This is a genomic window from Pseudomonas sp. CCC3.1, from assembly GCF_034347405.1.
GTDB lineage: Bacteria > Pseudomonadota > Gammaproteobacteria > Pseudomonadales > Pseudomonadaceae > Aquipseudomonas.
In genome coordinates, this window is the sequence record NZ_CP133778.1 from 4,658,243 (window position 1) to 4,683,908 (window position 25,666).

General features: G+C 58.2%; 17 protein-coding genes. 9 read left to right on the forward strand and 8 right to left on the reverse strand.

What is annotated here, in order from left to right; translation table 11 throughout:
• The first annotated feature begins 30 nt into the window (after window positions 1–30).
• Window positions 31–1,731 (forward strand): urease subunit alpha, encoded by a 1,701-nt coding sequence (gene ureC, locus RHM56_RS20390; RefSeq protein WP_322235488.1) that lies wholly within the window; start codon window positions 31–33, stop codon window positions 1,729–1,731.
• 43 nt (window positions 1,732–1,774) lie between these two features.
• Here ureC and RHM56_RS20395 read toward each other — a convergent pair whose 3' ends face one another.
• Both RHM56_RS20395 and RHM56_RS20400 read right to left on the reverse strand, forming a co-directional pair.
• Window positions 1,775–6,994, reverse strand: coding sequence for an NEL-type E3 ubiquitin ligase domain-containing protein (locus RHM56_RS20395; RefSeq protein ID WP_322235490.1), 5,220 nt, complete (start codon window positions 6,992–6,994; stop codon window positions 1,775–1,777).
• Window positions 6,995–7,095: 101 nt separating this feature from the next.
• On the reverse strand, window positions 7,096–12,306 hold the full coding sequence (locus RHM56_RS20400) for a dermonecrotic toxin domain-containing protein (protein ID WP_322235492.1): 5,211 nt from the start codon (window positions 12,304–12,306) through the stop codon (window positions 7,096–7,098).
• Window positions 12,307–12,478: 172 nt separating this feature from the next.
• On the opposite strand from RHM56_RS20400, the gene RHM56_RS20405 reads away from it, so the two are divergent.
• Window positions 12,479–13,612 (forward strand): HAMP domain-containing sensor histidine kinase, encoded by a 1,134-nt coding sequence (locus RHM56_RS20405; protein WP_322235494.1) that lies wholly within the window; start codon window positions 12,479–12,481, stop codon window positions 13,610–13,612.
• Window positions 13,613–13,774: 162 nt separating this feature from the next.
• Here the strand turns inward: RHM56_RS20405 and RHM56_RS20410 are convergent, their stop codons facing one another.
• On the reverse strand, window positions 13,775–14,080 hold the full coding sequence (locus tag RHM56_RS20410; protein ID WP_322235496.1) for a chaperone modulator CbpM: 306 nt from the start codon (window positions 14,078–14,080) through the stop codon (window positions 13,775–13,777).
• Window positions 14,081–14,082: 2 nt separating this feature from the next.
• Window positions 14,083–14,994 carry a DnaJ C-terminal domain-containing protein gene (locus RHM56_RS20415; protein ID WP_322235498.1) on the reverse strand — a complete coding sequence of 304 codons (912 nt, stop codon included), beginning with the start codon at window positions 14,992–14,994 and terminating at the stop codon, window positions 14,083–14,085.
• Between the two features lie 301 nt (window positions 14,995–15,295).
• Between RHM56_RS20415 and RHM56_RS20420 the strand changes: the two genes are divergently transcribed.
• Window positions 15,296–16,561: an Hsp70 family protein gene (locus tag RHM56_RS20420; protein WP_322235500.1), complete on the forward strand. Its 1,266-nt coding sequence runs from the start codon at window positions 15,296–15,298 to the stop codon at window positions 16,559–16,561.
• A gap of 91 nt (window positions 16,562–16,652) precedes the next feature.
• Here the strand turns inward: RHM56_RS20420 and RHM56_RS20425 are convergent, their stop codons facing one another.
• The 3 genes from RHM56_RS20425 to RHM56_RS20435 form a co-directional block, all read right to left on the reverse strand.
• Complete coding sequence (locus RHM56_RS20425; RefSeq protein ID WP_322235502.1) at window positions 16,653–17,663, reverse strand: AI-2E family transporter; 1,011 nt, start codon at window positions 17,661–17,663, stop codon at window positions 16,653–16,655.
• Between the two features lie 253 nt (window positions 17,664–17,916).
• Window positions 17,917–18,207, reverse strand: a complete 291-nt coding sequence (locus tag RHM56_RS20430) for a PsiF family protein (protein ID WP_322235504.1) — start codon at window positions 18,205–18,207, stop codon at window positions 17,917–17,919.
• 83 nt (window positions 18,208–18,290) lie between these two features.
• Window positions 18,291–19,076, reverse strand: a complete 786-nt coding sequence (locus tag RHM56_RS20435; protein WP_322235506.1) for a helix-turn-helix transcriptional regulator — start codon at window positions 19,074–19,076, stop codon at window positions 18,291–18,293.
• 97 nt (window positions 19,077–19,173) lie between these two features.
• Here RHM56_RS20435 and RHM56_RS20440 point away from each other — a divergent pair, with 97 nt between their 5' ends.
• Window positions 19,174–20,067, forward strand: coding sequence for a DMT family transporter (locus RHM56_RS20440; RefSeq protein ID WP_322235508.1), 894 nt, complete (start codon window positions 19,174–19,176; stop codon window positions 20,065–20,067).
• Between the two features lie 86 nt (window positions 20,068–20,153).
• On the forward strand, window positions 20,154–20,684 hold the full coding sequence (locus RHM56_RS20445) for a ferritin-like domain-containing protein (protein WP_322235510.1): 531 nt from the start codon (window positions 20,154–20,156) through the stop codon (window positions 20,682–20,684).
• Between the two features lie 92 nt (window positions 20,685–20,776).
• On the opposite strand, the gene RHM56_RS20450 is transcribed toward RHM56_RS20445, so the two are convergent.
• Complete coding sequence (locus RHM56_RS20450) at window positions 20,777–22,843, reverse strand: AsmA family protein (protein WP_322235512.1); 2,067 nt, start codon at window positions 22,841–22,843, stop codon at window positions 20,777–20,779.
• A gap of 330 nt (window positions 22,844–23,173) precedes the next feature.
• Here RHM56_RS20450 and RHM56_RS20455 point away from each other — a divergent pair, with 330 nt between their 5' ends.
• From RHM56_RS20455 to RHM56_RS20470, 4 genes are all read left to right on the forward strand, one after another.
• Window positions 23,174–23,494, forward strand: coding sequence for a hypothetical protein (locus RHM56_RS20455; protein ID WP_322235514.1), 321 nt, complete (start codon window positions 23,174–23,176; stop codon window positions 23,492–23,494).
• A 199-nt stretch (window positions 23,495–23,693) separates the two neighbouring features.
• On the forward strand, window positions 23,694–24,326 hold the full coding sequence (locus RHM56_RS20460) for a TetR family transcriptional regulator (protein ID WP_322235517.1): 633 nt from the start codon (window positions 23,694–23,696) through the stop codon (window positions 24,324–24,326).
• Window positions 24,327–24,487: 161 nt separating this feature from the next.
• The gene (ureE, locus tag RHM56_RS20465) at window positions 24,488–24,988 is read left to right on the forward strand and encodes an urease accessory protein UreE (protein ID WP_322235520.1); all 501 of its coding nucleotides are present in this window, start codon (window positions 24,488–24,490) and stop codon (window positions 24,986–24,988) included.
• Window positions 24,985–25,659 (forward strand): urease accessory protein UreF, encoded by a 675-nt coding sequence (locus RHM56_RS20470; protein ID WP_322235523.1) that lies wholly within the window; start codon window positions 24,985–24,987, stop codon window positions 25,657–25,659. Before ureE ends, RHM56_RS20470 begins: the two co-directional genes overlap by 4 nt.
• The last annotated feature ends 7 nt before the right edge of the window (window positions 25,660–25,666 follow it).

Sequence of the window (25,666 nt, forward strand, 5' to 3'; positions counted from 1 at the left end):
CAGGATCGGTAAAAATTTTAGGAACACACCATGAAAATATCCCGCCAGGCTTACGCCGATATGTTCGGCCCGACTGTAGGTGACAAGGTTCGTTTGGCCGACACCGAGCTGTGGATTGAGGTCGAGCAAGACTTCACAACCTATGGTGAAGAAGTGAAGTTTGGCGGCGGCAAGGTGATCCGTGACGGCATGGGCCAAAGCCAGTTGCTCGCCGCCGAGGTCGTGGACACGCTGATCACCAACGCGCTGATCATCGATCACTGGGGCATCGTCAAAGCCGATGTGGGGCTCAAAAATGGCCGCATCCACGCCATTGGCAAAGCCGGTAATCCGGACATTCAGCCCAACGTGACCATCGCCATCGGCGCCAGCACTGAGGTCATCGCCGGTGAAGGCATGATCCTCACCGCTGGCGGCATCGACACCCATATTCACTTCATCTGCCCGCAGCAAATCGAAGAAGCGCTCAACAGCGGCGTGACCACCATGATTGGCGGCGGCACCGGTCCGGCCACGGGCACTAACGCCACCACGTGCACCTCCGGCCCGTGGCACATGGCGCGCATGCTGCAAGCCGCTGATTCGTTCCCGATGAACATGGGCTTCACCGGCAAGGGCAACGCCAGCCTGCCGCAACCGCTGATCGAGCAGGTCGAAGCCGGTGCCATTGGCCTCAAGCTGCACGAAGACTGGGGCACCACGCCCGCCTCTATCGACAACTGCCTGAACGTGGCCGACCTGTATGACGTGCAGGTGGCGATTCACAGCGACACGCTCAACGAGTCGGGCTTTGTCGAAACCACCCTGGCGGCGTTCAAGGGTCGCACCATCCACACCTACCACACCGAAGGCGCGGGCGGCGGGCATGCACCCGACATTATCAAGGCTTGCGGCCTGACCAACGTGCTGCCCAGCTCGACCAACCCGACCCGGCCGTTCACTCGCAACACCATCGACGAACACCTCGACATGCTGATGGTCTGCCATCACCTGGACCCGAGCATTGCCGAAGACGTGGCCTTCGCGGAAAGCCGCATCCGCCGTGAAACCATCGCCGCCGAAGACATCCTGCACGACCTGGGCGCGTTTTCGATGATCAGTTCTGACAGCCAGGCCATGGGCCGCGTGGGGGAAGTGATCACCCGGACGTGGCAAACCGCCGACAAGATGAAGAAGCAACGCGGCCCGCTGCCCGAAGACAGCCCCGGCAACGACAACTTCCGGGCTAAGCGCTACATCGCCAAATACACCATCAACCCGGCCATCACCCATGGTGTGAGCCACGAGGTGGGGTCGATTGAAGTGGGTAAATGGGCCGACCTGGTGCTGTGGCGCCCGGCGTTTTTCGGGGTCAAGCCGACGCTCATTCTTAAAGGCGGGGCGATTGCCTCCAGCCTGATGGGCGACGCCAATGCGTCGATCCCCACGCCGCAACCTGTGCACTATCGGCCGATGTTTGCCAGTTACGGCGGCTCACGCCACGCCACCTGCCTGACGTTTATCAGCCAGGCCGCGTTTGACGCAGGCGTCCCTGAGGCTCTGGGGTTGAAGAAGCAGATCGCAGTGGTCAAAGGGTGTCGCGATGTGCAGAAGACCAACCTGATTCACAACGGCTACCTGCCCAACATCGAGGTCGACCCACAGACGTATCAGGTCAAGGCCGATGGTGTCCTGCTGTGGTGCGAACCCGCTGATGTGCTGCCGATGGCGCAGCGCTACTTTCTGTTTTGATTGAGGACCAAGGGCAAAGGAACTGCCCTTGGTGTTTGCGGGGTCAGTCAGACTCGGAGCTACCAAAATCATAGAGCCCGTGTACAACAGGCTGCCAAGGGCTGAGCGCTTCATCGGTCAAGCGTTCCAACAACTGGCGCTGTTCAACATCCAGCTGGCGCATTGCCGCATCGTAGACCTCGCTGCTCATCACCTGCCCGATCGCCGTTTCACTGGCAGGTTTGCCAAGCAATCGAGCGGCGCGCTCAATGGTTTGGCGTAGATCGTCACGTTGTTGCGCACTCAAGTCGGGCTCATCAACCCACGCCTGCTGCGCCGTTTGCAGCTCTGTCAATGCGGTGATTTTTTCACGCACGACGGCCAGTTCCGAGGCGTAGGCACCTTGCACGTAGTCCCGCCAGATCGGCTGTTCCAGCAACTGGTTACGCAGGCCTTCCCCCTCCTCCAGCGCCTGTACCCGTCGGTAAGCGCTTTCAATCAAGGCTTCGGTGACATCCGGCTCAGGGAACATCATGTCAAGAACCTGCCAGGGCAGCTCCAATCGCTGGGCAAGCTGGCTGGTGTAAGCCAGATAGATTTCCACTTCATCGATGTCACGTACCGGCCTGCCGCTGGCATCCCTATGCTCGATGCGGTTTGCGGCGTTATCAAATTGCGGGTGCTGGCGGCCCGCCGCTTCCAACTCCTGCACCCGCGCCCGAGCAATGCGCCCCAGTTCGTCCAATCGCGCTTTGCCTCTGGCCACGCGCAGAATATCGGCGCCGACCGATGCAGGCTCAGTCCCGCGATACGCTTCATGCACCATGACTTCGACACCCATGGCGTTGAATAACTGCGCGCCAGCATCCACGCAGGTAAACGGCGCACTGGCCATCTCAAACAATGTGTCGCGCAGTTCGGGGCTTTCATCCATGTCCTCAAGCATGAGCCAGAGTTTGCCCTGCAAGTCACGCTTGAACTCAGGCCTGCGATAGACAAGGTTGCGCGCCTGATCGGTCAGCACGTTGAAAAACGCTTCGGAGCCCACAGATTCTTCGACCCGGTTCCACAGTGCGCGCCTCTGCTCAGATTCATCCGCGGTCATGCCCGCCAGCCAGTAGCGGCTGCCTTTTTCCAGCCTCGGCGGGTGCTGGCGATCAGGATCAATGCCCACCGCCTCACCATACAAGTCGTACTTGGCCAATACGTCGTCAGCAACCCGATTGCGGGTCAACAGCGTACGCGCGAGCGTGCCCGCCTTGTCAGATCCGGGGGCTACATCCGGGATGTGTTGCAGCGGATTGTGCTCAAGCATCAGCTTGAACGTCCGGCTCCTGGGCTGCGCCAATACCCCCACAGGCCAGCGATCCAGCCCACAGTTTTGCAGGGATACGGTTTTCAGATACGGCATGCGGCTGATGTCTGGCGCCAGCCCGAGCGGAGATTGATCCAGGTTGATGAGCCGTAACTGGGTGAGATTTTTCAGCTGGGCCGCCGACTCCGGGGTCAAGACGATGCTGTTGCCCTTCAAGTCCAGCACGGTCAAATGCGGCATCCGGCCAATGGCAGGGGGTAAAGTGGTCAGCGAACTTTGGTTGATGTGCAGCGCCCGCAGTTCTTTGAAGTGCGATAAAAACCGGTCGATGCCCGCCGATTCCCCAACACTCCACAGGCTCAGTTGGCTGACATGGCTAAAGTCGGCTGGCAGCGCTGGCAAGGTTTCCAGCACGGGCCCCAGCTCGGTCAGCAACAGGTTCAGCCCTTGCCCCTCATACCCGCTCGACACCGACGTGTGCGTTGGGCCCGTTCTGCGCCACGCCTGGATCAAATGCTCGTGGACCGCCCGTCGAGTCCGCAAGACCGCGCGCTGAGAATCCGTGACAAGACTGCTCAGGGGGACGCCGTCGATGGGGGCGTTTTCCCACTGTCTCAGCGCTTCGCGCAGTTCGAGCCACTCTCGCTCCAATGCGCTGATACGCACGTGGGCGAGTGATTGGTGAAGGTCGAAAAAGGCCTGCACATCATCGGCCGTGAACGTCGGATAAAGATGCTCAAGCCGGGATTTCAGCCAGGTGGACGGGGCCGACTCGGCGGCGGCCAGCACGCCTCGACCGCTGAGTGGATAGCCTGATTGGCCGTCTGCCATTCGCCTGGGCGGGACAAAGAAAGGCTGGCTGTCGGCCTTGATTTTCAGCACCGCCTGCAACCGCGCACGGGGCAGTGCGTAGCGTTGAAGGGTGAGCCTCAAGTCAGCGCCCTGGCCGACATGTGGCAGTTTCAGCGCGAGTCGATGCTGATCGGGCAAGGCATGTTGCAGGCTGGCATACAGGTCAGCGGTGCCGTTAAGTTCATTGCCCCTGTCGTCGTGAGCCCGGTATTGGCCGTCGCCCACCCTGACCATGATTTTGCGCTGAGCGGCATCCCCCGGCCCGAAGGCCGCACGCAATTCGCCGGTCACGCTGTCATTTCGGATTTCCAGGCGCAGTTGGTTTTGCCAGCCCGGCACATTGTCCAGCGAGTTCAACACCAGCGCCTCGGTGTCAGTGGTCGTCAGACCGTCCAGGTACAACCCTCGGTAAGCGGCTGACAAACGCGCATCGCGCTGCCATACCCGCGCGGTTTGCATCATCCGGGCCGGGACTTTGCCTCGGCTCAGCAGGTCACGTTCAGTACCACCCGCTTGCGCGACCAGGCGTCTGGCAGCCAGGGTCGGCAATGACGGGAACACGCGCTTCAACAGCTCGACGGGTAACCGTTCGGCATCGTCCGCAATCGACGGGCCTTCGTAGAGGCTGTTGAACAGACGCAGGGAATGCCTGTCCATTTGCTCGCTCAGATGCTCCTTGAAAGCATCGGCAAGCGGCTCACGCGCCAACAGCACGCGCCCACCCAGCAACGTTGCCCGTTGCTGTGGATCCAGCGCATCGACCACTCGCCCCGGCAACTCGCCCCGCATCAGCGCTGCACGGCTGATCCGAATCACATTCGAGCCCTGCGCAGCGGCATGGCCGTAGCGCGTGGCCTGGACCTGCGAGGGCGGCGGCTCAAGCAGGTCAATCGCCATCGTGGCCGGCCAGCCGGGCAGCTCGACGGTAAACGCCGCAGCATAACTGCACAGCTCATCGGAGATACGCCCCGCACGCACTTCGGCAACCGCCATGTCGGCTTTTGCATACGCCTTGAACGCCCGGATGTTGTCACTTAACAGCACCGGGGTCGGCTGGTTTTCGGCGTACATACGCCGTAAATCATCGTCTTCGATGCCGCTGACACTGAGCACCTGCTCAAGCTCGCGATCACTCAAGCCGTCTACCGATGGCCCCAGACGCCGCAGCAAGGTCCGACGCTCCCAAGTCGCGGGCTGTTCGCCCTCATGCACCCAGACGCCATGCCCGTTGTGCCTGAACTCGGGTTGATAGGCATCGGGCTGGCGTGGGTGAACCGCTCGATAATGATCGCCAACTGGGTCTTTTTTCAGCACATAGACGTTGCCCTGATGGGGCAACACATCCTGCCCATTGATACGGTGCACACCTGCTTCGTTGGCGATGGAGTGGGCCGGGATTTCAATTGCATGCTCATAAGGGCTCAGGTCGGAATTCCACAGGCGCTGCGCGCCACCGGGCAGCGTCACCACCTTGAGCTGTTCGATCGCCGGCATCACCACGCCCTGCAAGACCACCGCGCCAGCGGCCAGCGTCGCCAGGTTATCCAGCACATCACTGAGGTGTGCCCACGCGGCCTCTTTGTCGCCATCCGACCACTCTTCGATGCCTTCAATGGTCTCGTACAGTAACTGACCGGCCATCACCACCATCATCACCTCACCCAATGGTGGAACCACCAGCGACACCAGATTGACTGCAAACAGGCCGATGTTCAGGTAATGCGAGAGCCGTTCAGCGTGGTTATTGGCGTCGGCATCGGCGGTGGGAATAGCCATGTTGCGGGCATTGCCAAATGCACGGCTGCGCATGTCCTGAAACTGCTGTTGCCAGAGCTCGACATCGACCCAGGCGCGATCACCACTCATGGTGCAGATTTCGATGTTGATCGATGGCAACAGCGCTTGCACGCGGCGTGCATGCCCTTCAGGGTTGGGCGGGATCCTCAGCAAGAGTGATCGCAGTGGCGCGGCTACTCGGAATAAAAACTGGATTTTTTCAGCCCGAAACCATTCCATCGGCCTGGGTTGCCCGGGTGCCTCGATCACCTGTTCGGTCAAGCGTTTGTAGTAATAGGGCCGGTCTTTTTGAGCAATGAATTGGCTCAGAAACTGCTGATACGCCGTCAGCCCGGCACGCCTTGGCGACGAGAGTGTGGGTGTCAGCTTGCGCAACAGCTCGTCGCGAAAGTCGAAGTAACTGGCGTACCCCTTGAGTGGATGCTCGGGATCACCGGGTATCCAGACGATCAGCGCGTCGGAGTACTGCCCCTTGACGCACAAGTCGAATACCACGCAGCCCTTGAGCATCAGCCCCAGCACGCAAGGGTAGCGATACCAGACTTGCTGCTCACCCGTCTTGATCGCACGTTCTCCGTTAACGACCCGCATCAGTACCTCATGGGCGTGGTCATTAATGTCGCCCTTGAGCAACGCGATCTGCGCGTCGGCCCTGAGCATGGCCTTTTGCTGAGCCGGGTAGCGGGCGTACAAGGGCCCTTGGGAGACAGGGCTTTGCGGGTTCAACATAAAGTGCAGGTGCTGCTGATACTGCTCGCCAATATCCAACTGGCGGCAGATCGAGGCAAAGGTCTCGATCTTGAGCGTGGTCGCGTACGGCTCGAAGCGCCCTTGGTTATCCGGCGGGGTGATGAAGCCCGAACCGCTGCCGAAGTAGTTGGCTTCGGTTTCGGGCTGTTCAAAGTTATGCAGCGCGGCTTGCAGCAGCGACAGGGTGACTGAACTGAAACCTCCCGTTTTCAAGCCAAACGCATCAACCGTTGGCCTGTACAGACGTAAAAAAACGTCATCGACGGGCAAGGTGAACCCTGCCGTTTTTAGCGCTTGAGCCAGTAACGGTTGCGCAAAATCGTTGAGTGGCTGGAGGCGGCTCAGGGTTTTGTCGAGTCGTCCTTGTGCGATGACGCGAGCTTGCAGCAAGGTTTTGAGCGCGTTCTTTTGTTGCGCAGTGGCTGTGATGTACCAATCGTGGATACGCGGTTTGATCTGCTTTAACGCCGCCCGTGATGCCGGGACGGCGTCGATCAAATGCTGGGGGATGGCTTTTTTGATGAGGTCATAATGGCGCCCATGGGTCACGGGCAATGCAGAATCGGGCACGGGTCAGTCCTTGATAAGTGATGAATTCATCAGCTTATCGAGGCGTTCCAGTGCCCAAGCGGTATCTATGTAGCTGTAGATCTAATGGCTTAAAACCGGCGTTAAAGCGCTGCGGACTCTTCGGCCAGCGCTTTCTTGGTCATGATTTGCAGGTACGTCTGGCGAGTCTCATACAAACCTTGCATGCGGGCATCATAGTCTTCGCTGCTCATGATCTTGCCAGGTGCAACATCGCTGGCCGGTATTTTCAGAAAAACCGCGATTTTTTCGATCTGGGTGCGCAGCGCTGCTTTCTGCGCAACGGATAAATCACCCGGCTTGGCCCATTCTTCTTGAGCGGTATGCAAGTCCGATAACGCATCCATTTTGGCCTGTACAGCCTCGAAACTGTCGTTAAAAGCCCGTTCTAAAAACGTCACCCACATGGGTTGCTCCAAAAGCTGCGTAACGATCCCATCATCCGCTTCCAGAGCCATGACATGGCTGAAGGCACTTTCAATCATGTCTGCGGTGACATCGGGCGCCGCGAACATCATGCTGGGCGACTGCCAAGGCAGGTCCAGCCGTTGAGCCAGTTCGGTGGTGTAACGCAGGTAAATTTCGACCTCGTCAATGTCAGTCATTAAAACGCCGTCATCGTTGAAATGCCTGACTAAGGTGCCATCCTCTGCAAACTCAGGGTGTTTGTGGCCGAGCGCCTCGAGCTCGGCGACTCGCGCTCTGGCAATGCGCCCCAATTCATCCAGCCGGGCCTTGCCTCTGGCCAGCTTTAGCATCTTGATTTGCCGCAGCTCTAACTCAGGGATCCCATACGCTTCATAGATCAAGACTTCAACGCCCAAGGCATTGAACAGCTGTGCCCCCGCATCAACACAGGTGAAGGGCGCGGACGCCATCAGGAAAATCCTGTCGCGCAGGGTCGGACTTTCGTCAATAGCTCGCAACATATCCCAGACCTTGATGGTCATATCCGCTCTGAACGCTAGCGTGCGTTTCTTAAAGTTCTCTGCCTGGTCACTGAAGATTTCGAACAACGGCTCAGAACCCACCTCTTTCTCTACGCGGTTCCATATCGCTGTTAATTTTTTTATTTCTTTCTCGGTTATTTGACCGTAAATCCAATATTGGCTGCTCTTTTCAAGGCCCGGCAGGAAGTGACGCTCAGTGTCGATACCCACAGACTCGCAATACGCCTCATAACGGGCATAGACGCTCTCGGAAACATCCTCTTGTGAAATAACGGTGCGTCCAATAATTTCAGCCCGATGCGAACCCGGAGCAACCTCAGGAATTTCAGTGAGGGGGTTTTCACTGAGGTCCAGCAAGAATTCACTCGGACGGGGCAACGCAAACACCCCTGCAGGCCAACGATCGAGCCCACACCCTTCCAGTTTCAAGGTTTCGAGCTTGACCATTCGTGAAACATCAGGGGCGAGCCCAAGAGGGGAGCCATCAAGCGCCATGTACTCCATTCTGGTCAGCTCCCTAAATTGAGCAGCCGACTCAAGGTTCAATGTAATCGCCGTCCTGGAAAGAAGCAGTTCATTCAGTCGCAGCATTTTTTCTACCGCTGCTGGCAGGCGGGTCAATGGGTTATCGCTGAGCTCCAGCGAGCGCAGTTTCGGGAAGTGAGACAGAAACCCGTTGATTGCATCCGTAACGCCAGCGTTTGCGATATTGATTCGACTGACATGGTTAAAGTCAGCTGGCAGTGCCGGCAAGCTTTCAAGAATAGGACCCAGATTTTCCAGGTCCTGATCAAACGACAGCTCTTGCCCCCGATAGACCCGATTTTGATCCAGGTGTGGATCACCGCTTCTTCGCCATGCCCACTCCAACATCGTTCTGACGTAATGACGGCCATTCACAACGTGTTGCTGCGCGGGCGTGGGCGGCTCTGCCACGTCTACTCCGTCTATTGGCGAGAGTTCCCACTCATCAAGCGTATCCAGCAAACGACCGAGTTCCCTTTCACGGGCCAACAGGTTGTTGGTGGCTTCACTGCCATAGAAAGAAAAGAAACTCTCGATTTCGTAAAGCTTCATATTGGGATAAAGCGACTTGAGCCTGGCGCGGTAGGAGCTGAAGACACCTGCGCCCTGCAAGGCGCCGCGACCGCTCAAGGGGTAACCCAACTTACCATCGGACAAACGCACAGGTGGCTGATAAAAAGGCGCTGTTTCAACGCGCATGTTCAACAACCCGCGCAACCGATTACGGGGTAATGCGTGCTGTTGAACCTTGATTTTGAGCTCGCCTCCTTGACCGGTGTGCGGCAACCCCATAGATCGACGATGTGAATCCGGCAGTGCGTGCTGCAAACTGCGGTACAGATCATCGACGCCGTGCAGCTGTTCGCCTTGTTCGTCCAGCGCCATGTACTTGCCATCTGCGACCCTGACCAGCACCTTGCGATGGCTTGCGCCCTGCGCACCAAAACTGGCCCGCAACTCACCCTCAAAACCATCATTGCGGACTTCAAGGCGCAGGTCATCGGTCCATCCCGGCACGTTTTCCAGTGTGTTCAGTACCAATGCTTCGGTGTCGGGCGTGACCATCCCTTCCCTGTACAAGCCCAAGTAGGCGGAAGACAAACGGGCCTGGCGCTGCAAATTCCGAGCGTCTTGCATCAATCGCCTCGGGACTTTATTGCGCGCCATTGACTCAACTTCTGCCTTGTTTGCCTGCGCCACCAAGCGCCGGGCAATCGATCTCGGCAGTTTGGGGAAGACGCGCTGTATCAGTTCGATGGGCGCTCTGGCCGGATCCCCCTCAACCAAACGGTCTTCATAAAGGCTGTCAAACAAGCGTTGAGTCTGAGCGCGCATCAGTGTGCTCAAGTGCTCTTTGAACAGTTTCAACCGTTCATCGCGCGCAACCGGAAGGCGCTCACCGAGCAACCCTTCAAGTTGCTGCTGATTCAACGCTGTGACCACATGGCCAGCCAGCTCACCGTTCATCAATTGCGAGCGACTGATCGCGATAATGTTGCCCCCGGACGCTTGAGCATCGCCATAGCGTATGACCGGCGCCTCCAGGTTTTCCAGGTCAAACACCACAATGGCTTTACCGGCTGGCCAGCCTTGCAGATCCACAGTGAATGCGGCCGCATAGGTGCATAACTCAGCACTCATTGGCCCCGCTAAAGCCTGGCTGATTGCTGCCTCAACCTGCGTATACGCTTTGAACTGGCGAATGCTTTCCATCAACAGGATCGGCGTGGGCTCGTTTTCGACATACATGCGGCGTAAAACATCTTCGTGGACCTCGCTGATGCTGAGAATCGACTCAAGATCTGCATCGCTCAAGCCTTCAACCGAAGGCCCCAGCCGCCGCAGCAAGGTGCTGCGCTCCCACGTCATGGGGTCTTCACCCTCATGCACCCACACACCCTGCCCGTTGTGCCTGAACTCGGGCGAGTAGGCGTCAGGCCTGGTGGGATGCAGGGCGCGGTACTGGGCTGTTGCCGGGTCTTTTACCAGCACAAAGTTTTTATTGTCGTAGGGCAGCAGCGTCTGACCATCCTGTGTGTGCAAACCACTTTCATCAGGCTGTGAGCCGGGCTCCAGCGTGATCGGATGGGCATACTCGTCTATATCGCCCTTCCATAAGCGTTGCTTGCCGTCGGGAAGCTTGATCACTTTGAGCCGTTCAATCACCGGCGCGACAACACCCTGCATCACCGCAGCACCGGCGGCCAACAGCACCATGTTTTCCAGTACATCGTTGATATGTTCCCAGGCGGCCTCCGTGTCCCCGGAGGACCATTCTTCAATGCCCTCAATGGTCTCGTAGAGTAGCTGCCCGGCCATCACGGCCATCATGACCTCGCCCAAGACCGGTACGAACATGCTCACGATATTGAGCGCGTAAAAGCCCATGTTCAGGTAGTGCGAAATCCGACTGGCGTGGTTAGCGGCATCGGCATCGGCGGTCGGCAGCGCCATGTTGCGAGCATTGGCAAACGCACGGCTGCGCATGTCCTCGAACTGCTTTGCCCACAGTTCGACGTCCACCCACGCGCGGTCACCGCTCATGGTGCAGATCTCGATAGTGATCGAGGGATGCTGCTTCTGCACCCGCCGACTGCTCACATCAGGCGCATGTTCTATGCTCAATCCCCAGGACGGCAGCGGCGCCAAGGTGTGCGTCCAGAGCTGAACCCGTGCATCGTGAAACCACTCGTCACCCCAAGGCCCTTTAGGTGCATCCGCTACCAGCTCGGTTAAGCGCCTGTAGTAATACGGCCGGTCCTTCTGCGCAATAAAACGGCTCAAAAACTGCTGATACGCCGTGAGCCCGGCGTCTCGACCAGTGGAGGCGGCCGGGGTCAGTTTGTTCAGCAGTTCGTCACGGAAATCAAAAAAACTGGCGTACTTTTTGAGCGGGTGTTGAGGGTCGCCGGGAATCCACACAATCATCGCGTCGGAGTAGTGATCTTTCACGCAAAGGTCGAACACGACGCATCCTTTGAGTAAAAGCCCCATCACACACGGGTAGCGATACCAGACTTGTTGATCACCGGTTTTGATCTCACGCTCACCGCTGATCACTCGCATGAGCAAGTCATGGGCGTGGGTATCGATGTCTCCTTTAAGCAAAGCAACCTGCGCATCCACTTTGAGCATGGCTTTTTTCTGGTTGATGTAGCGGCCCTCCAGACGCCCCTGCTCCAAAATGCTCTGAGGGGTTAAATGCAGCTCAAGATGCGCTTGGTATTTGGCGCCCAGATCCAGTTGCCGACACAGCGCCGTGAACGCCTCAATCGTCAACGTGGTGGAGTAAGACGAAAATCGGCCGAGGGCGTCAGGACGGGTGATAAATCCCGAAGGCGGCGCAAAGTAATTCACGGCGGTTTCGGGTTCTTCGAAGTTATGCAGCGCAGCTTGCAGCAGTGACAGGGTTCTGGAACCCACCACCTCGGACCTCAGGCCAAAGACCCCGGCCACCGGCGTGTACACATGCAGGAATACGTCGTTCACGGGCAGCGGATAACCTGCCGCATTGAGCGCATTTTCCAGCAAAGGCTGGGCAAAATCGTTGAGCGATTGCAGGTCTTTCAGGGACTGAGCCATTAGCTTTTGTTTGGCGGCCAGGTCGTCAAACAACGCTTTAAGGGCCACTTTTTGCGCGCGTGGCGCAGCCCCATACCAGCCAGGAACAGTTGCCTTGGTCTGCCTTAATGCACTGCGCATTTCAGGGCTGGCGGACACCAGGTGGGACGGAATAATTTTTTTGATGCGATGGTAATGCCGCCCATGGTTCAGAGGCACGGCAATCGTTGAGACGGGTAAATCGGGGGAGCCTGACATGTGCTCACTCCTTGATAAGTGATGAAGTCATCAGCTTATCGAGCGGTCTGAGCACTCAAGGGGTATCTATGTATGGGCCTGACCGGGCCAGTGGTGATTGGGCGCAAGCAAGTTTAGGCGCTAGAATGCGCGACCCTTTTCGACTATCGCTCTTGCAGCAAGGGATGTGGCCATGCGCCTGTCTGAATTCATCGTGCAAAACGTTGACCGTATCGTTGATGAATGGGAGCAATTCGCCGCAACCATCACGCCCGCTGCCGAAAACATGGACAGCATCGAGTTGCGCGATCATGCCAAGGCTATTCTGATCGCGGCCTCGCGCGACATGAACACCGCGCAAACGGCCAGCGAGCAGCAGGCCAAGGCTGAAGGCGAAAGCCTGGAAAAGACCCCAAGCCTGGACCGAGCCTCTGCCAGCCATGGCGAACTGCGCCATGCGGTCGGTTTTGATCTGGTGCAGATGACGTCAGAGTTTCGCCACCTGCGCGCCTGCGTGATTCGTCTGTGGGTAAAAAGCGTCGACAGCCCCGCCCATATCCACCTGCAAGACATGATTCGCTTTAACGAAGCGATTGATGAAGCGCTGGCCGAGTCCACGGCGGCCTATGCCGAACAGGTCAATCGCTCGCGAGACATCTTCCTGGCCATTTTGGGCCACGACCTGCGCGCGCCCTTACAAGCCGTGAGCATGTCCACTGAAATGCTCGAACGCAAAGCCAAGCTCGATGCCAACGCACTGAATTACGTGGCCGCGATTAAAAATGGCGCGCGCCACATGGGGGCGATGGTCAGTGATTTGCTGGAGTTTGTGCGCAGCCGCTTGGGCACCGGCTTGCCCATTGAACGGCGCGTGATGAACCTGGGCAACGCTTGCCAGAGCGCACTTGAGGAAGCGTGCGCCGGGCAACCCGACTGCACGCCGACCTTGCGGGTCGAGGGCGATGTTGAAGGTTTGTGGGACCCGAGCCGCATCAGCCAGTTGCTGCAAAACCTGATTGGTAATGCGCTGCAACATGGCGCCCGACAAGGTGAAATCTCGTTAAGCGTGGCGGGCAGTGCCGACGCCGTGACGTTGCGCGTGCACAACCGAGGCATTCCGATTACTGAGGATGCCGTTGGCACCCTCTTTGATCCACTGGTGCGCAGCCCGAGCGAAGATCCCTCCTTGCCCGGCACGTCGACCAGCCTGGGGCTGGGCCTGTTTATCGTCAAAGAAGTGGTCGACGCGCACCACGGCCAGATTGACGTGACCTCGACGCAAGCCGAAGGCACGACGTTTACCGTGGTGCTGCCAAAAAACGCTTAGCGCACGCTGTGGGAGCCTGGCTTGCAATGCTGTTCATTTAAGCGAAAGCGAACCCCGTAGGAGCGAGCTTGCCTCGCGATCTTTTGATCTTTTAAAAGATCGCGAGACAAGCTCGCTCCTACAGTTGAGTCATGGGTAGCACTTGCCACAAGGGTTGAACATTCAGTCGGTCAAAAACCGCCCTAGTTGCTGCTTGAGCTGCCGGTTTTCAGAGCGCAGTTGCTGCACTTCTTCGATCAGGTCGAGCGCCAGCGCGACGCCTTCCCATTCCATCTCAAGGTCTCGGTGCAGCTTGGCCGCGCGCCTTGCAATGGTCAGCTCATAGTCGGCAAACCGCCACACCTCCGGGGTGTGGCCCTGAGGTTCGATAATTCCGTGTTCGACAATCTCTATCACGTAAGTGGCCGGGATATTGGCCTCTTCGCAGAACCTTTCCATGTCCAGCTGAACGATCAGGGTGCTACTCATGGTCAATTACTCCATTGGGCTCTCGGATCAAATGCCGCTTTTTCGGCGAGTTCTTGCCACAGGGCTTTTGTGGCCTCGTCGGACTCTTTGGGCATGACCACTTTCAATTGGGCATACAAATCACCACGCTGACCGTGCTTGTCCGCCAAGCCATGGCCTTTGATGCGCAAGCGCTGGCCGCTCTGGCTGTCCGGACGAATGGTCAGGTTGAGCTTGCTGGTCAAGGTTGGCACCGCCACCTTGGTTCCCAGGGCGGCTTCCCACGGTGCCAGCGGCACGGTGACGACCAAGTCGTGACCTTCAACATCAAAATGAGGATGCGGAGCAAAACGGATGATCAGGTACAGATCGCCATTCGCGCCGCCACCCACGCCCGGACCGCCCTGGCCTTTCAGACGGATACGCTCGCCGTCTGCAACGCCAACCGGAATTTTTACATTCAGGGTCTTGCTGACGCCGCCAATCTGGAAGCTGATCGGCTTCGATTCGCCCGACAGGGTTTCTTCAAGGAAAATCGGCAATTCCATTTCTACATCCTGCCCACGACGGCCCGCACTGCGGCCTGATTGCCCACCAAAGCCGCCGCCGCGCGATCCGAAGATCGAGCTGAAGAAGTCTGAAAAATCGCCCTGATCCTCGAAGCCACCGCCCGAACGGCCCTGCCAGCCTGGCGGCCCCTGGAACGGTTGGCCATGCTGACCGTATTTGCGCATTTCATCGTATTCAGCGCGTTTATCGGCGCTTTTAAGCGCTTCATAGGCTTCGTTGACGTCCTTGAACTTCTCTTCGGCGTCTTTTTCTTTGCTCACATCCGGGTGGTATTTGCGCGCGAGCTTGCGATAGGCGGCTTTGATCGCCTTATCGTCAGCCGTGGGCTCGACACCCAGAATCTTGTAATAGTCTTTGAAGTCCATGTAAGGATCACCATCCGTTATCAATATCGCGCAGCGTTGGGCATCCCAGAATGCTCTGGATACTCAGTCTGATGATTGACCGCTCTCAATCGTGTGACTGAACAGCGCTACAAAAGTTTATCGGTAGCGTGCGAGCCTCACTGAATCGCCTCACAACTACCAAGCCATGTCTGGAAGTTTGGGGATGAAGGATAGTCTTTCAAGTGGATTAAAACCTGCGAATTATCGAATAGTGGCGCTTCGATTCTGTGACTGACTGACATACACTGCGCGGCCGTTTTTTAACCGGAACTCGAAAGACATGAAAAGCGCCTCTCCAGCACGTGCCTGCGGCATCGACTTTGGCACGTCCAACTCCACCGTCGGCTGGCTCCGTCCAGGCGTGGAAACGCTCATTGCGCTCGAGGACGACAAGATCACCCTGCCCTCCGTGGTGTTCTTCAACATAGAAGAGCGCCGCCCGGTGTACGGTCGTCTGGCGCTGCATGAGTACCTGGAAGGCTACGAAGGCCGCCTGATGCGCTCGCTCAAGAGCCTGCTGGGTTCCAAGCTGATCAAGCACGACACCAGCGTGCTGGGCACAGCGATGCCGTTCAAGGACTTGCTGGGGCTGTTTATCGGCCAACTTAAAAAGCGCGCCGAAACCACCGCCGGTCGCGAATTCGAAGAAGTGGTGCTGGGCCGCCCGGTGTTCTTCGTCGATGACGACCCGCTGGCCGACCAGGAAGCCGAAAACACCCTGACCGACGTGGCCCGCGCCATCGGTTTCAAGGAAGTGTCGTTCCAGTACGAGCCGATTGCCGCCGCCTTTGACTATGAGTCGACCATCGAGCGCGAAGAGCTGGTACTGATTGTCGACATCGGCGGTGGTACGTCCGACTTCTCGCTGGTGCGCCTGTCACCCGAGCGTCGCGGCCAAGACAACCGTCAGGACGACATTCTGGCCACCGGCGGCGTGCACGTCGGCGGGACCGACTTCGACAAACAGCTGAGCCTGCAAGGCGTGATGCCGCTGTTCGGTTACGGCAGCCGCATGAAAAGCGGCGCCTACATGCCGACCAGCCACCACATGAACCTGGCGACCTGGCACACCATTAACTCGGTGTACGCGCAGAAAACCCAGATCGCGCTGAACAGCATGCGTTACGACATCGTCGACACAGGCGGCATCGACCGCCTGTTCAAGTTGATCGAACAGCGTGCCGGTCACTGGTTGGCGATGGAAATCGAAGAAACCAAAATCGAACTGACCCACAGCGAAAGCCGCCATGTGCCGCTGGACCGGGTTGAGGCAGGATTGAGCGTTGAGCTGAGCCGGGCGTTGTTTGAAGCGTCCATCGACAACCAGCTGGAACGCATCCGCAACAGCGTGACCCAGTTGCTGAGCAGCGCTGGTGTAAGCGTCGAGCACGTCGACACCGTGTTCTTCACGGGCGGTTCGAGCGGTATCCCGGCCTTGCGCCAGAGCGTCTCGGCCATGCTGCCAAACGCACGCCATGTTGAAGGCAACATCTTCGGCAGCATCGGCAGCGGCTTGGCGATTGAAGCCAAAAAGCGTTACGGCTAATTAAACAAACCCGTGTAGGAGCGAGCTTGCCTCGCGATCTTTTAAACGATCAAAAGATCGCGAGGCAAGCTCGCTCCTACGCGAAATCGGTTTACACCAATTCCACCTGCTTCAGCTCGCTTTTCAAATACGCGTAATAGATCGGCCCAGCCACCACGCCCGGCAGGCCGAAGGCTGCTTCGAACACCAGCATCGCCAACAGCAACTCCCAGGATTTGGCACTGATTTGACCGCCCACAATCTTGGCGTTGAGAAAGTATTCCAGCTTGTGGATAACTATCAGGTAGCCCAACGCGGCCACTGCCACCCAGATCGACAGCGACAACGCGACGATGGTGATCAAGGTGTTGGAGATCAAGTTGCCAATCACCGGCAGCAAGCCCAGCAGGAAGGTCAATACGATCAGGGTTTTGGTCAGCGGCAGGTGCACGCCAAACAGTGGCAGGATCAGCGCCAGAAACACCCCGGTAAACGCGGTATTGAGCAGCGCGATTTTGATCTGTGCAAACACGATGTTGCGAAACGCCTGCACCAGCAGGTGCAAACGGTCGAACAGTGCGGCCGACAGGGGCTTGCGGCGGCTGATGTCCGGGATGCGCTGCAAGGCAATAATGGCCCCCAGCACCATGCCGATCAGCAAGGTCACGAACATGTGCGCCGCGTCTTTGCCCACCAGTTGCAGGTCGCTCAGGTGCTTGCTCATCCACTCGCTGAACGCGATGCGGAACTCAGCAGCGCTGGCAGGCAGGTAGCTGTCCAGAAACGGCGGCAATTGCCCACGCGCGCGGTCCACCACCACCATGAATTTATTCAGCGAGGCGCCCGGGTTTTCGGCCTCATGCAGCAAAAAGCTGATGGCGCCGGCAAAGATCAACGCCAGAATGCTGACCACTAACGTGCCCAGCAACGCCACGGCGAGCCAGCGCGCACGCCGCCCGGCGATCAAACGCTGAAGCTGTGGCGTGAGCATGTTGACCAGTTCGTAAACCAACAAACCCGCCAACAGGCTGGGTAACAGGCGCAACGGAAAAACCAGTAACAGCCCAACCATGATGATGATGTAGCTGGCAAATAAAATGTGACGCTGAGAAAACGATGGCATACAGCCTCAAAACAAGCAGCGCGAAGGGATCGGCAGTCTGCCAGCCTTCGACGGGGATCACTACAATTTGTGACTGATGGAAGCTCCGTAGCAGTTGACGAGCTCCGCGAGGCTACGTCCGATTGCGAAGCGATCGTAAATACTGAATGCACGGTTGATCTGAAACACCACCATGACTGATTTTACGACTGCTACGCAGCCGGACGTAGCCTCGCGGGGCTCGACAACTGCTACGAAATGGCCCAGGGCTGGGTTATTTTTTCTTCAGGCAATCACTCATGAAGGCTTTGCGTGCGTCGCCTTTAAGGGCTTGGGTGCTGGCGGTGGCGTTGCAGCTTTTCATTCGCTCTTGTGGGGTCATGGCCGCTGCCGGTGTCGCTTTGAGGCAACTGCTCATGAAGGCTTTGCGCTCATCGCCCTTGAGGGTCTTGGCGCTGGCATCGGCATTACAGCTGGTCATTTTGTTTTGTTGGGCAGTGTCGGCAAACGCGTGAGAACACAGCAGCAAACCCACCATCAGCAGAGGAACGCGCAGCATCTTCATGGAGTTTTCTCCTTATTGCCGCACCGATTGGCGGCGGTCGCTCTTCAGTGTAGACAAACTCTGTTACATCAACCGCCTGGCGTTCAAAGGTGCCGCGTTTGCCGACGATACTGCTCTGGCGTGCACCCGGCCTGGCGCTGAAACATCGCAATAAACGCCGATGACGTGCTGTAGCCCAGGTCAAAACCCACGTCTTGCACGCTGCGGCTGGATTCCAGTGCTTCAATCGCGGCCAGAAACCGCAGGCGCTGGCGCCATTCACCAAAGCTCATGCCCAACTCGCGCACAAACAAGCGCGCCAGGGTTCGCTCACTCACATGCACTTGCTCGGCCCATTGCCCCAGTGGTCGGTTGTCGCCGGGCTGGCCTTGCAGCGCTTCAAGCACCAGCTGTAGCCCCGGATGGCTGGCATAGGGCAAATAGCATTGATGCACCGGTGCCTGACGCAGTTGATCGACCAACACCTGCGCCAATCGAATGTCGGCCTCACTCTGGGGGATGTGAATGTCGCGGCGCGCAAAGTCGCTGAGGATGCTCTTGAGGATGTCGCTGATGGCCAGCGTGACCGGTTCGCGTGGCAAATGCTGGCAATGCACGGTATCCAGGTAAACCGAGCGGTAAACAATCGCATGGGAGTTGTAGGAACTGTGCTCGGTATTGGGTGGAACCCAGAGCGCGTACTGCGGCGGCGACATAAAACGTCGCCCGGCCACCTCAAAACGCATGACCCCGCTGGCCACATAGCCTAGCGACCCCCAACGGTGCAGATGGGGTGTCGAATGGCTGTCGGCATCAAACTCGGCATAACGGAAGTAGACCGGCGCAGGCAATTGCTCGAACTCGGGGACACAAATCAATTTTCTGCGCATGCTGTCTGGATTCCAGAGGAGGTTGGCCGAATCGAAGTATAGGCTTGCAGACAGACAGGCGGATAATCGCCGCTCACACACCCTGTGGTTACTACTGATGCAATACGCTTTCCCTCTGCTGGCCATTTTTATCTGGGCCGGCAACACCGTGATCAACAAACTGGCGGTCGGCGTCATCTACCCGACCGAGATCAGTTTTTACCGCTGGCTGCTGGCGGGCCTGTTGTTTACCCCGTTCCTGCTCAAACCGGTGATCGCCAACTGGCCAGTCATCCGCCCTAACCTGGGCAAGATTTTCATCCTCGGCCTGCTCGGCATGGTGATTTACCAGAGCCTGGCGTACTTCGCCGCCGCCCTCACGTCGGCCACTAACATGGGCATCATCCTGTCATTGATGCCGCTGATGGTGCTGGCCATGTCCATCATCAGCCTGGGGCAACGCCTGACCGCCGGGGCGCTGGTCGGTGCCGTGCTGTCGTTTGCCGGGGTGCTGGTGGTGGTCTCGAACGGCAGTGTGGCGGTGCTGCTCGCCCATGGCTTGAACCTGGGCGACGCAATGATGCTGATCGCCACCCTGGCCTATGCGATTTACAGCACGTTGCTGAAGAAGTGGCAGTTGCGCCTGCCGCCGTTGCAGATGCTGTACCTGCAAGTGCTGGTGGCGATTGTGGTGTTGTTCCCGCTGTACCTGGTGTCGCCCAAGGTCGGCCCCAACCTGCACAACATCGGCTTGGTGCTGTATGCGTGCGTGCTGGCGTCCATGCTCGCGCCGCTGGCCTGGATGAAGGCCGTCGCCGTGCTTGGCCCGAGCCGTACCTCGCTGTTTTTCAACCTGCTGCCATTGATTACTGCGCTGATTGCAGCAGTGGTGCTCAACGAGCAATTGCACGCTTACCACGTGATTGGCGGCGCGCTGACGTTAGGCGGGGTGATCTTGTCTGAGCGCTGGACGACAGCGCTGGGTAAATCCAGGCCGGTTGAAATCAGATAAAACTTTCTCGGCGCACAGAACTCACAACTAACGAACTGACCTCGCCAACAGAGCGAAGCAGCCACCGTATTAGTGAGGAGAATGAAATGACCGAGATACAACTGACCGATAAAAAAACCCTGCGTGATCGCGCTCGCAAGAACGTCGAAGACGGTGCGGTGACCCAAGGCTACAGCGCTGACCGCAAAGAAATCCTGCGCCTGCTCAACGAATCGTTAGCCACTGAACTGGTGTGCGTGCTGCGCTACAAGCGCCACTACTTCATGGCCAATGGGCTCAAGGCCAGCGTCGCCGCCGACGAGTTTCTGGAGCACGCCAACCAGGAAATGGAACACGCCGACAAACTGGCCGAACGCATTGTGCAACTGGGGGGCGAGCCGGAGTTCAACCCCGACCTGCTGTCCAAAAACGCTCATGCGCAGTACGTAGCGGGCAAAACCTTGAAAGAAATGGTCTACGAAGACCTGGTCGCTGAGCGTATTGCGGTCGACAGCTATCGCGAAATCATCCAGTACATCGGTGATAAAGACCCGACCACCCGCCGGATCTTCGAAGACATCCTGGCCCAAGAGGAAGAACACGCCGACGACATGGCGGATATTCTGCAAGACCTCTAACCCCCCCCGTAGGAGCGAGCTTGCCTCGCGATCTTTTAAATAATCAAAAGATCGCGAGGCAAGCTCGCTCCTACGGGTTGTGAGGATTCGTTTTACTTCACAGTTTTCGGCACTTTGCCTTGCTGCATTTGTTGCAGCAGTGGCGCGCATTGGTTGGGCTCGCCTCCGCTCGGGGCAATCAAGGCCAGCAGACCCGCCGCAGGGCCAGCAATCACGCCCAGCGCGACCATTCCGGCTCCGCGCAACAGCAAAGGCACCGCCTGTACGCCCGCATCGGGGTGCGCAAAAGTGCCGCGCACGTACAACGGGGAGCGCAGCGAGAACAAGCGCAGGCCTTTGGACTCGGGGGTGATTTTGAGGTCCAACTTCTCAGTGGCGAAGTTAGCCGTGCCGTCGATGTAGATGATGGCGTTCTCGGTATCGAACACGAACAGGCGGGTGCTGGCCAGGCCGTTTTTAATCCCGAAGTCAGCCGCCGCGCAGTTGATCTTCACGTCTTCGTCGCCAAAGATTTTGCCCACCACATAATTGCCGACATTCAAGCCAGCAATTTCCATGAGGCTGCGGCTGATCGCACCGTCATTGATGATCATCTTCAAATCGCCGTTGGCCGTGCCCAGCAGCTTGGCCACCGAGTTGCCGGTACCGGCAATCGTGGCATCGCCATTGAGTTCACCAAAGCTGGTTTTCATCGGTTCAAAGGTCGGGAACAGCTGTTTGAGTTTGAAGTTGCGCGCGGTCAGCTTGGCCCGGCCCTTCAACGGCGTGTCGCGGCCATTGAGGCTGATTTGCGCATCCAGCTTGCCGCCCGCCACGCCAAAGCGCAGCGGTTCGAGGGTCAATTCGCCGTCCTTGAGCACCAGGTGGGTGTAGAGGTCGGTGAACGGCAGTTCCGCGCTCTGCACAATGCGTTTGCCGGTGAACTCAACATCGGCGTCCATGTCGCGCCAGCGCTCGGTGCGAAACTCTTCAACGGGCAGCACTTTGTTCGCCGGTTGTTTGCTCTCGCCACCCCGAGCCTTTTGCTTGGCGTTGGAGTCCGCGCCAATCAGCGGCGCCAAGTCGACCATCAGCAATTGGTTGGACACCAGCGTGCCGGTCAATTTGGGCCGTGGTGTGCTCGCCACATACCCCAGGTTGCCGTGAATGTCACTGTTGCCGATTTTGCCGTTGAAGTTGTTGTAGGTGAAGGTCGCGCCGCTGGCCTCGCGCAGTTTGGCGCTCAGGCGGCCATCGGTGGAGTAAGGTGGCGAATCAGGCAAGGTCACGCCTGTCAGCGGGTACAGGTTACTCAAGCTGCTGCCGGCCAGTTTAAGACGCAGGTCCAGCGCACCCAGGTTCAACGGGTCGGTCAAGGTCCCGGCCAGGGCCACTTTGGTGTCGGCAATGTCCACCTGGGCTTGCAGCGGGAACGGCTGAGTCGCGTCCTGCAACGCCAGCAAGCCGCCGATTTTGCCGGAACCGTTGAGTTTCTGGCCGTGGTACTGGCCTTTGACCTTCAAGGCAAACGCATAGTCTTGTGGCACCGAGCCCTTCTCTTGGGCCTTTTTCGCCTCGCTTTCGCCGACGATCTCGCTAAACGGGATGGGCTTGCCCAGCGAATCAATCAGCACATCCAGTTGGGTTTTAAGGGTTTGGTCATTCAGTGTCACGTGGCCCTTGTCGAAACCAATGGCGCCAATATCGACCGTCCAGTTAGACGGCTCGGCATTCGGGTCTTTGGGGTCGAAGGTAAAGGTCCAGTTCGCCCGGCCATCGGCCAAACGCTCAAGGTTGGCGCTGGGCTCGGTGAGATTGATCCGCGGGATGGCCACCGTCTGGCTCAGCAGCGCCAGCGGCGACAGGCGTAATTCAACCTGTTTGAGGCTGGCCATTTGCGGGGCTTTCAACCAATCAGGGTTGCCCAGGGTCAGGTCTTGCGCAATCACATGCGGCCACGGCACCCAGGCACGCCAGCCGCCTTGATCCTCTTCACGCTGCCAGCGCACTGCCAGATCCCCGTTGATGGCAAACGGGCGATGCAAAAGCTCGGACACTTGGGTGTTGATGGTCGGCTTGAGGCGGTTCCAGTCGAAGGTAGACAGAATCACCACCAACACGACCACCAGCAGAACAAAAATGCCGCCCATCCAGGCAAGGGTTTTACGGGTGCGCGTCATGCTGCGGCTCCTTAAATAACGACTGAACGTCCTGCTGACTATGTGGGTACGACTGGCGAAGGCGGCTCAAGGTTTAACGCAAAGACGGTTTTCGTGGAAAAAACTCACGATTGCCTCCACACACCCTGCTCTTTTGTAGACCACGTCGGGCTGCAAACGCGCCTTGAGCGTGCATTTATACCCCTTCAAGACCCGCAGACTAGAGCCTTTAGCGAGGGATAATCAATTTTGTCGATTATCACCATTGGCCGTATGAACTTTGATATCGATTTTCCAAGCGTAGCATTGCCAACATTCCTACTTAGTTGCACTGCTACGGAGCACAACACCATGAAACGCCCTGTCCTGTTTGGTCTTACCCTTTCCCTGATCGCATTTAACGCCTTCGCAATGCCTGCTGACGATGAGCCCACCCCGATGGCACAACCGGCTGCAAGCACCTTGAGCCAGCCGCTTGATTCGGTGGCTGAAGATGGCGCGCAGCGTACCCTCAATCAGCAAAACCGCGTGGCCGAAGATGGCGCACAACGCACCCTCGACCAGCAAAACCGTGTCGCTGAAGACGGCTACGATCGCACCCAGCGCAATGCCAACATGGTCGCCGAAGGTGGCGCGGATCGTCTGGCCGAGCGCAATCAACGTGCGAGCTGATGCAACACCTGTAGTCGCTGCCGCCAGGCTGCGATAAGGGCCGCAGGACCTTCGTTTTGCCGTCAAAAACAAGGGGCTGCTGCGCACCCCATCGCAGCCTTCGGCAGCGACTACAGGGGTTCAAGCAACACACCGTTCGACGTTATCAAAGCCGATTTGCTAGAGTGCCCCGCTGTACTTGTCTGGAACACCCGCCCCAATGCTGCCTCGCGCCGAACAGAAGCAACAAACCCGCCTAGCGCTGATGGATGCTGCCCGCCACTTGATGGAATCGGGTCGCGGCTTTGGCAGCCTGAGCCTGCGCGAAGTGGCTAAAACCGCTGGCATCGTGCCCACCGGGTTTTATCGCCACTTCAGCGACATGGACCAACTGGGCCTGGCGCTGGTCAGTGAAGTCGGCCAGACCTTTCGCGAAACCATTCGTCTGGTGCGTCACAACGAGCTGTTTATGGGCGGTGTGATCAACGCTTCGGTGCGTATCTTTCTCGATGTGGTCGAAGCCAACCGCTCACAGTTTTTGTTTCTGGCCCGCGAGCAGTACGGCGGCTCACAGCCGGTTCGTCAGGCCATTGGCGCACTGCGTGAAGACATCACCTCAGACTTGGCGACCGACCTGGGTTCCAAACCCAAGTTGCAGCACTTGAACCACGCCGGCCTCACTGTGATCGCCGATCTGGTGGTTAAAAGCGTGTTCGCCGCCTTGCCTGACGTCATCGACCCGCCCGCCGAGGCGCTGCCTGAATACTTGCAGCCGCAAGCCAAAATCAGTCAGCAGCTGCGCTTTATCTTTATCGGGCTCAAGCACTGGCAAGGCTTGGGCAGCACTGAATAACCGTACGCGCACTTCTTTGGTGCGCGACTGCCGTTATCCCGCACTTATTTAGAACATCTTCATCTTTGTGCACCGTGTTTGGGCCTACAGTTTGCTGCTTGCCCAAGGTTGGCAAGCCCCTTGCTGTGCCTCACGTATTGTTCATTGCAGGAAGCCTTCTAATGTTGGTGATTCATCGCAGAGTCGAAACCCACCCCGTGTGGAGCGCCGAGCTACACCTCAACTTTGAAGCCCGCAGCAAAAGTCGCCTGCGCTGTTTCAGCAGTGAAGGTGAAGACGTGGGCCTGTTCCTTGAGCGCGGCCAGCCGCCCCTGCACGATGGCGAATTTCTTCAAGCCCAGGACGGGCGCATCGTGCGCGTGTGTGCCAGCCCCGAACAGTTGCTGCACGTGACCTGCCTCAACGCCTTTGAACTGACCCGCGCCGCCTATCACCTGGGCAACCGCCACGTGGCCTTGCAGGTCGGTGATGGCTGGCTGCGCCTGCTCGACGATTACGTGCTCAAGGCCATGCTGGAGCAATTGGGCGCGACCACCGAAGCCATTGAAGCGCCGTTCCAACCGGAGCACGGCGCCTATGGCGGCGGGCATCATCACTCACGCGCAGGTGAAGAAGACTTCAACTACGCGCCGCGCCTGCATCAGTTTGGTGTGCGTTTGTGAATCCGGCATGGGCGCTGCTGCGCCTGGCCAGTCCGCAGTTGCCGATTGGCGGCTACAGCTATTCCCAAGGGCTGGAAATGGCCGTCGACAATGGCCGCGTGAGTGACCCGGCGACGGCTGCGCGCTGGATCCGCGATCAGTTGCTGCTCAATCTGGCGCGTTTTGAAGCGCCGTTGTTGCTCGCTCATTGCCAAGCCGCCGCCGACCAGGACTGGAGCGCCTTGCAGCGCGTGTGCGACGAACACCGCGCCAGCCGCGAAACCCGCGAACTGCATCAGGAAAGCCGACAAATGGGCTATTCCTTGCAGCAATTGCTCACCGGTTTACCCGAACTGGATGACCCTGCCCGCCTGTTTCTCAGCCAACAAAACGAGCCGCATCTGGCGCTCGGCTGGGCATTGGCTGCCCGCGCATGGGGCATCAGCCCACAGGATGCGCTCGCCGCCTGGCTGTGGAGCTGGCTGGAAAACCAATTGGCGGTGTTAATGAAAACCTTGCCGCTGGGCCAGCAAGCCGCGCAACGCATGACCAGCGAATTGTCGCCCGCCTTGCAGCAGGCACAACAACACGCCAGCTCTCTCGACTTATCCCACATGGGCAGCGCCGCTTTCGGACTGACCTTGGCAAGCATGGCCCACGAGCGCCAGTACAGCCGCCTGTTTCGTTCCTAGGAGAATG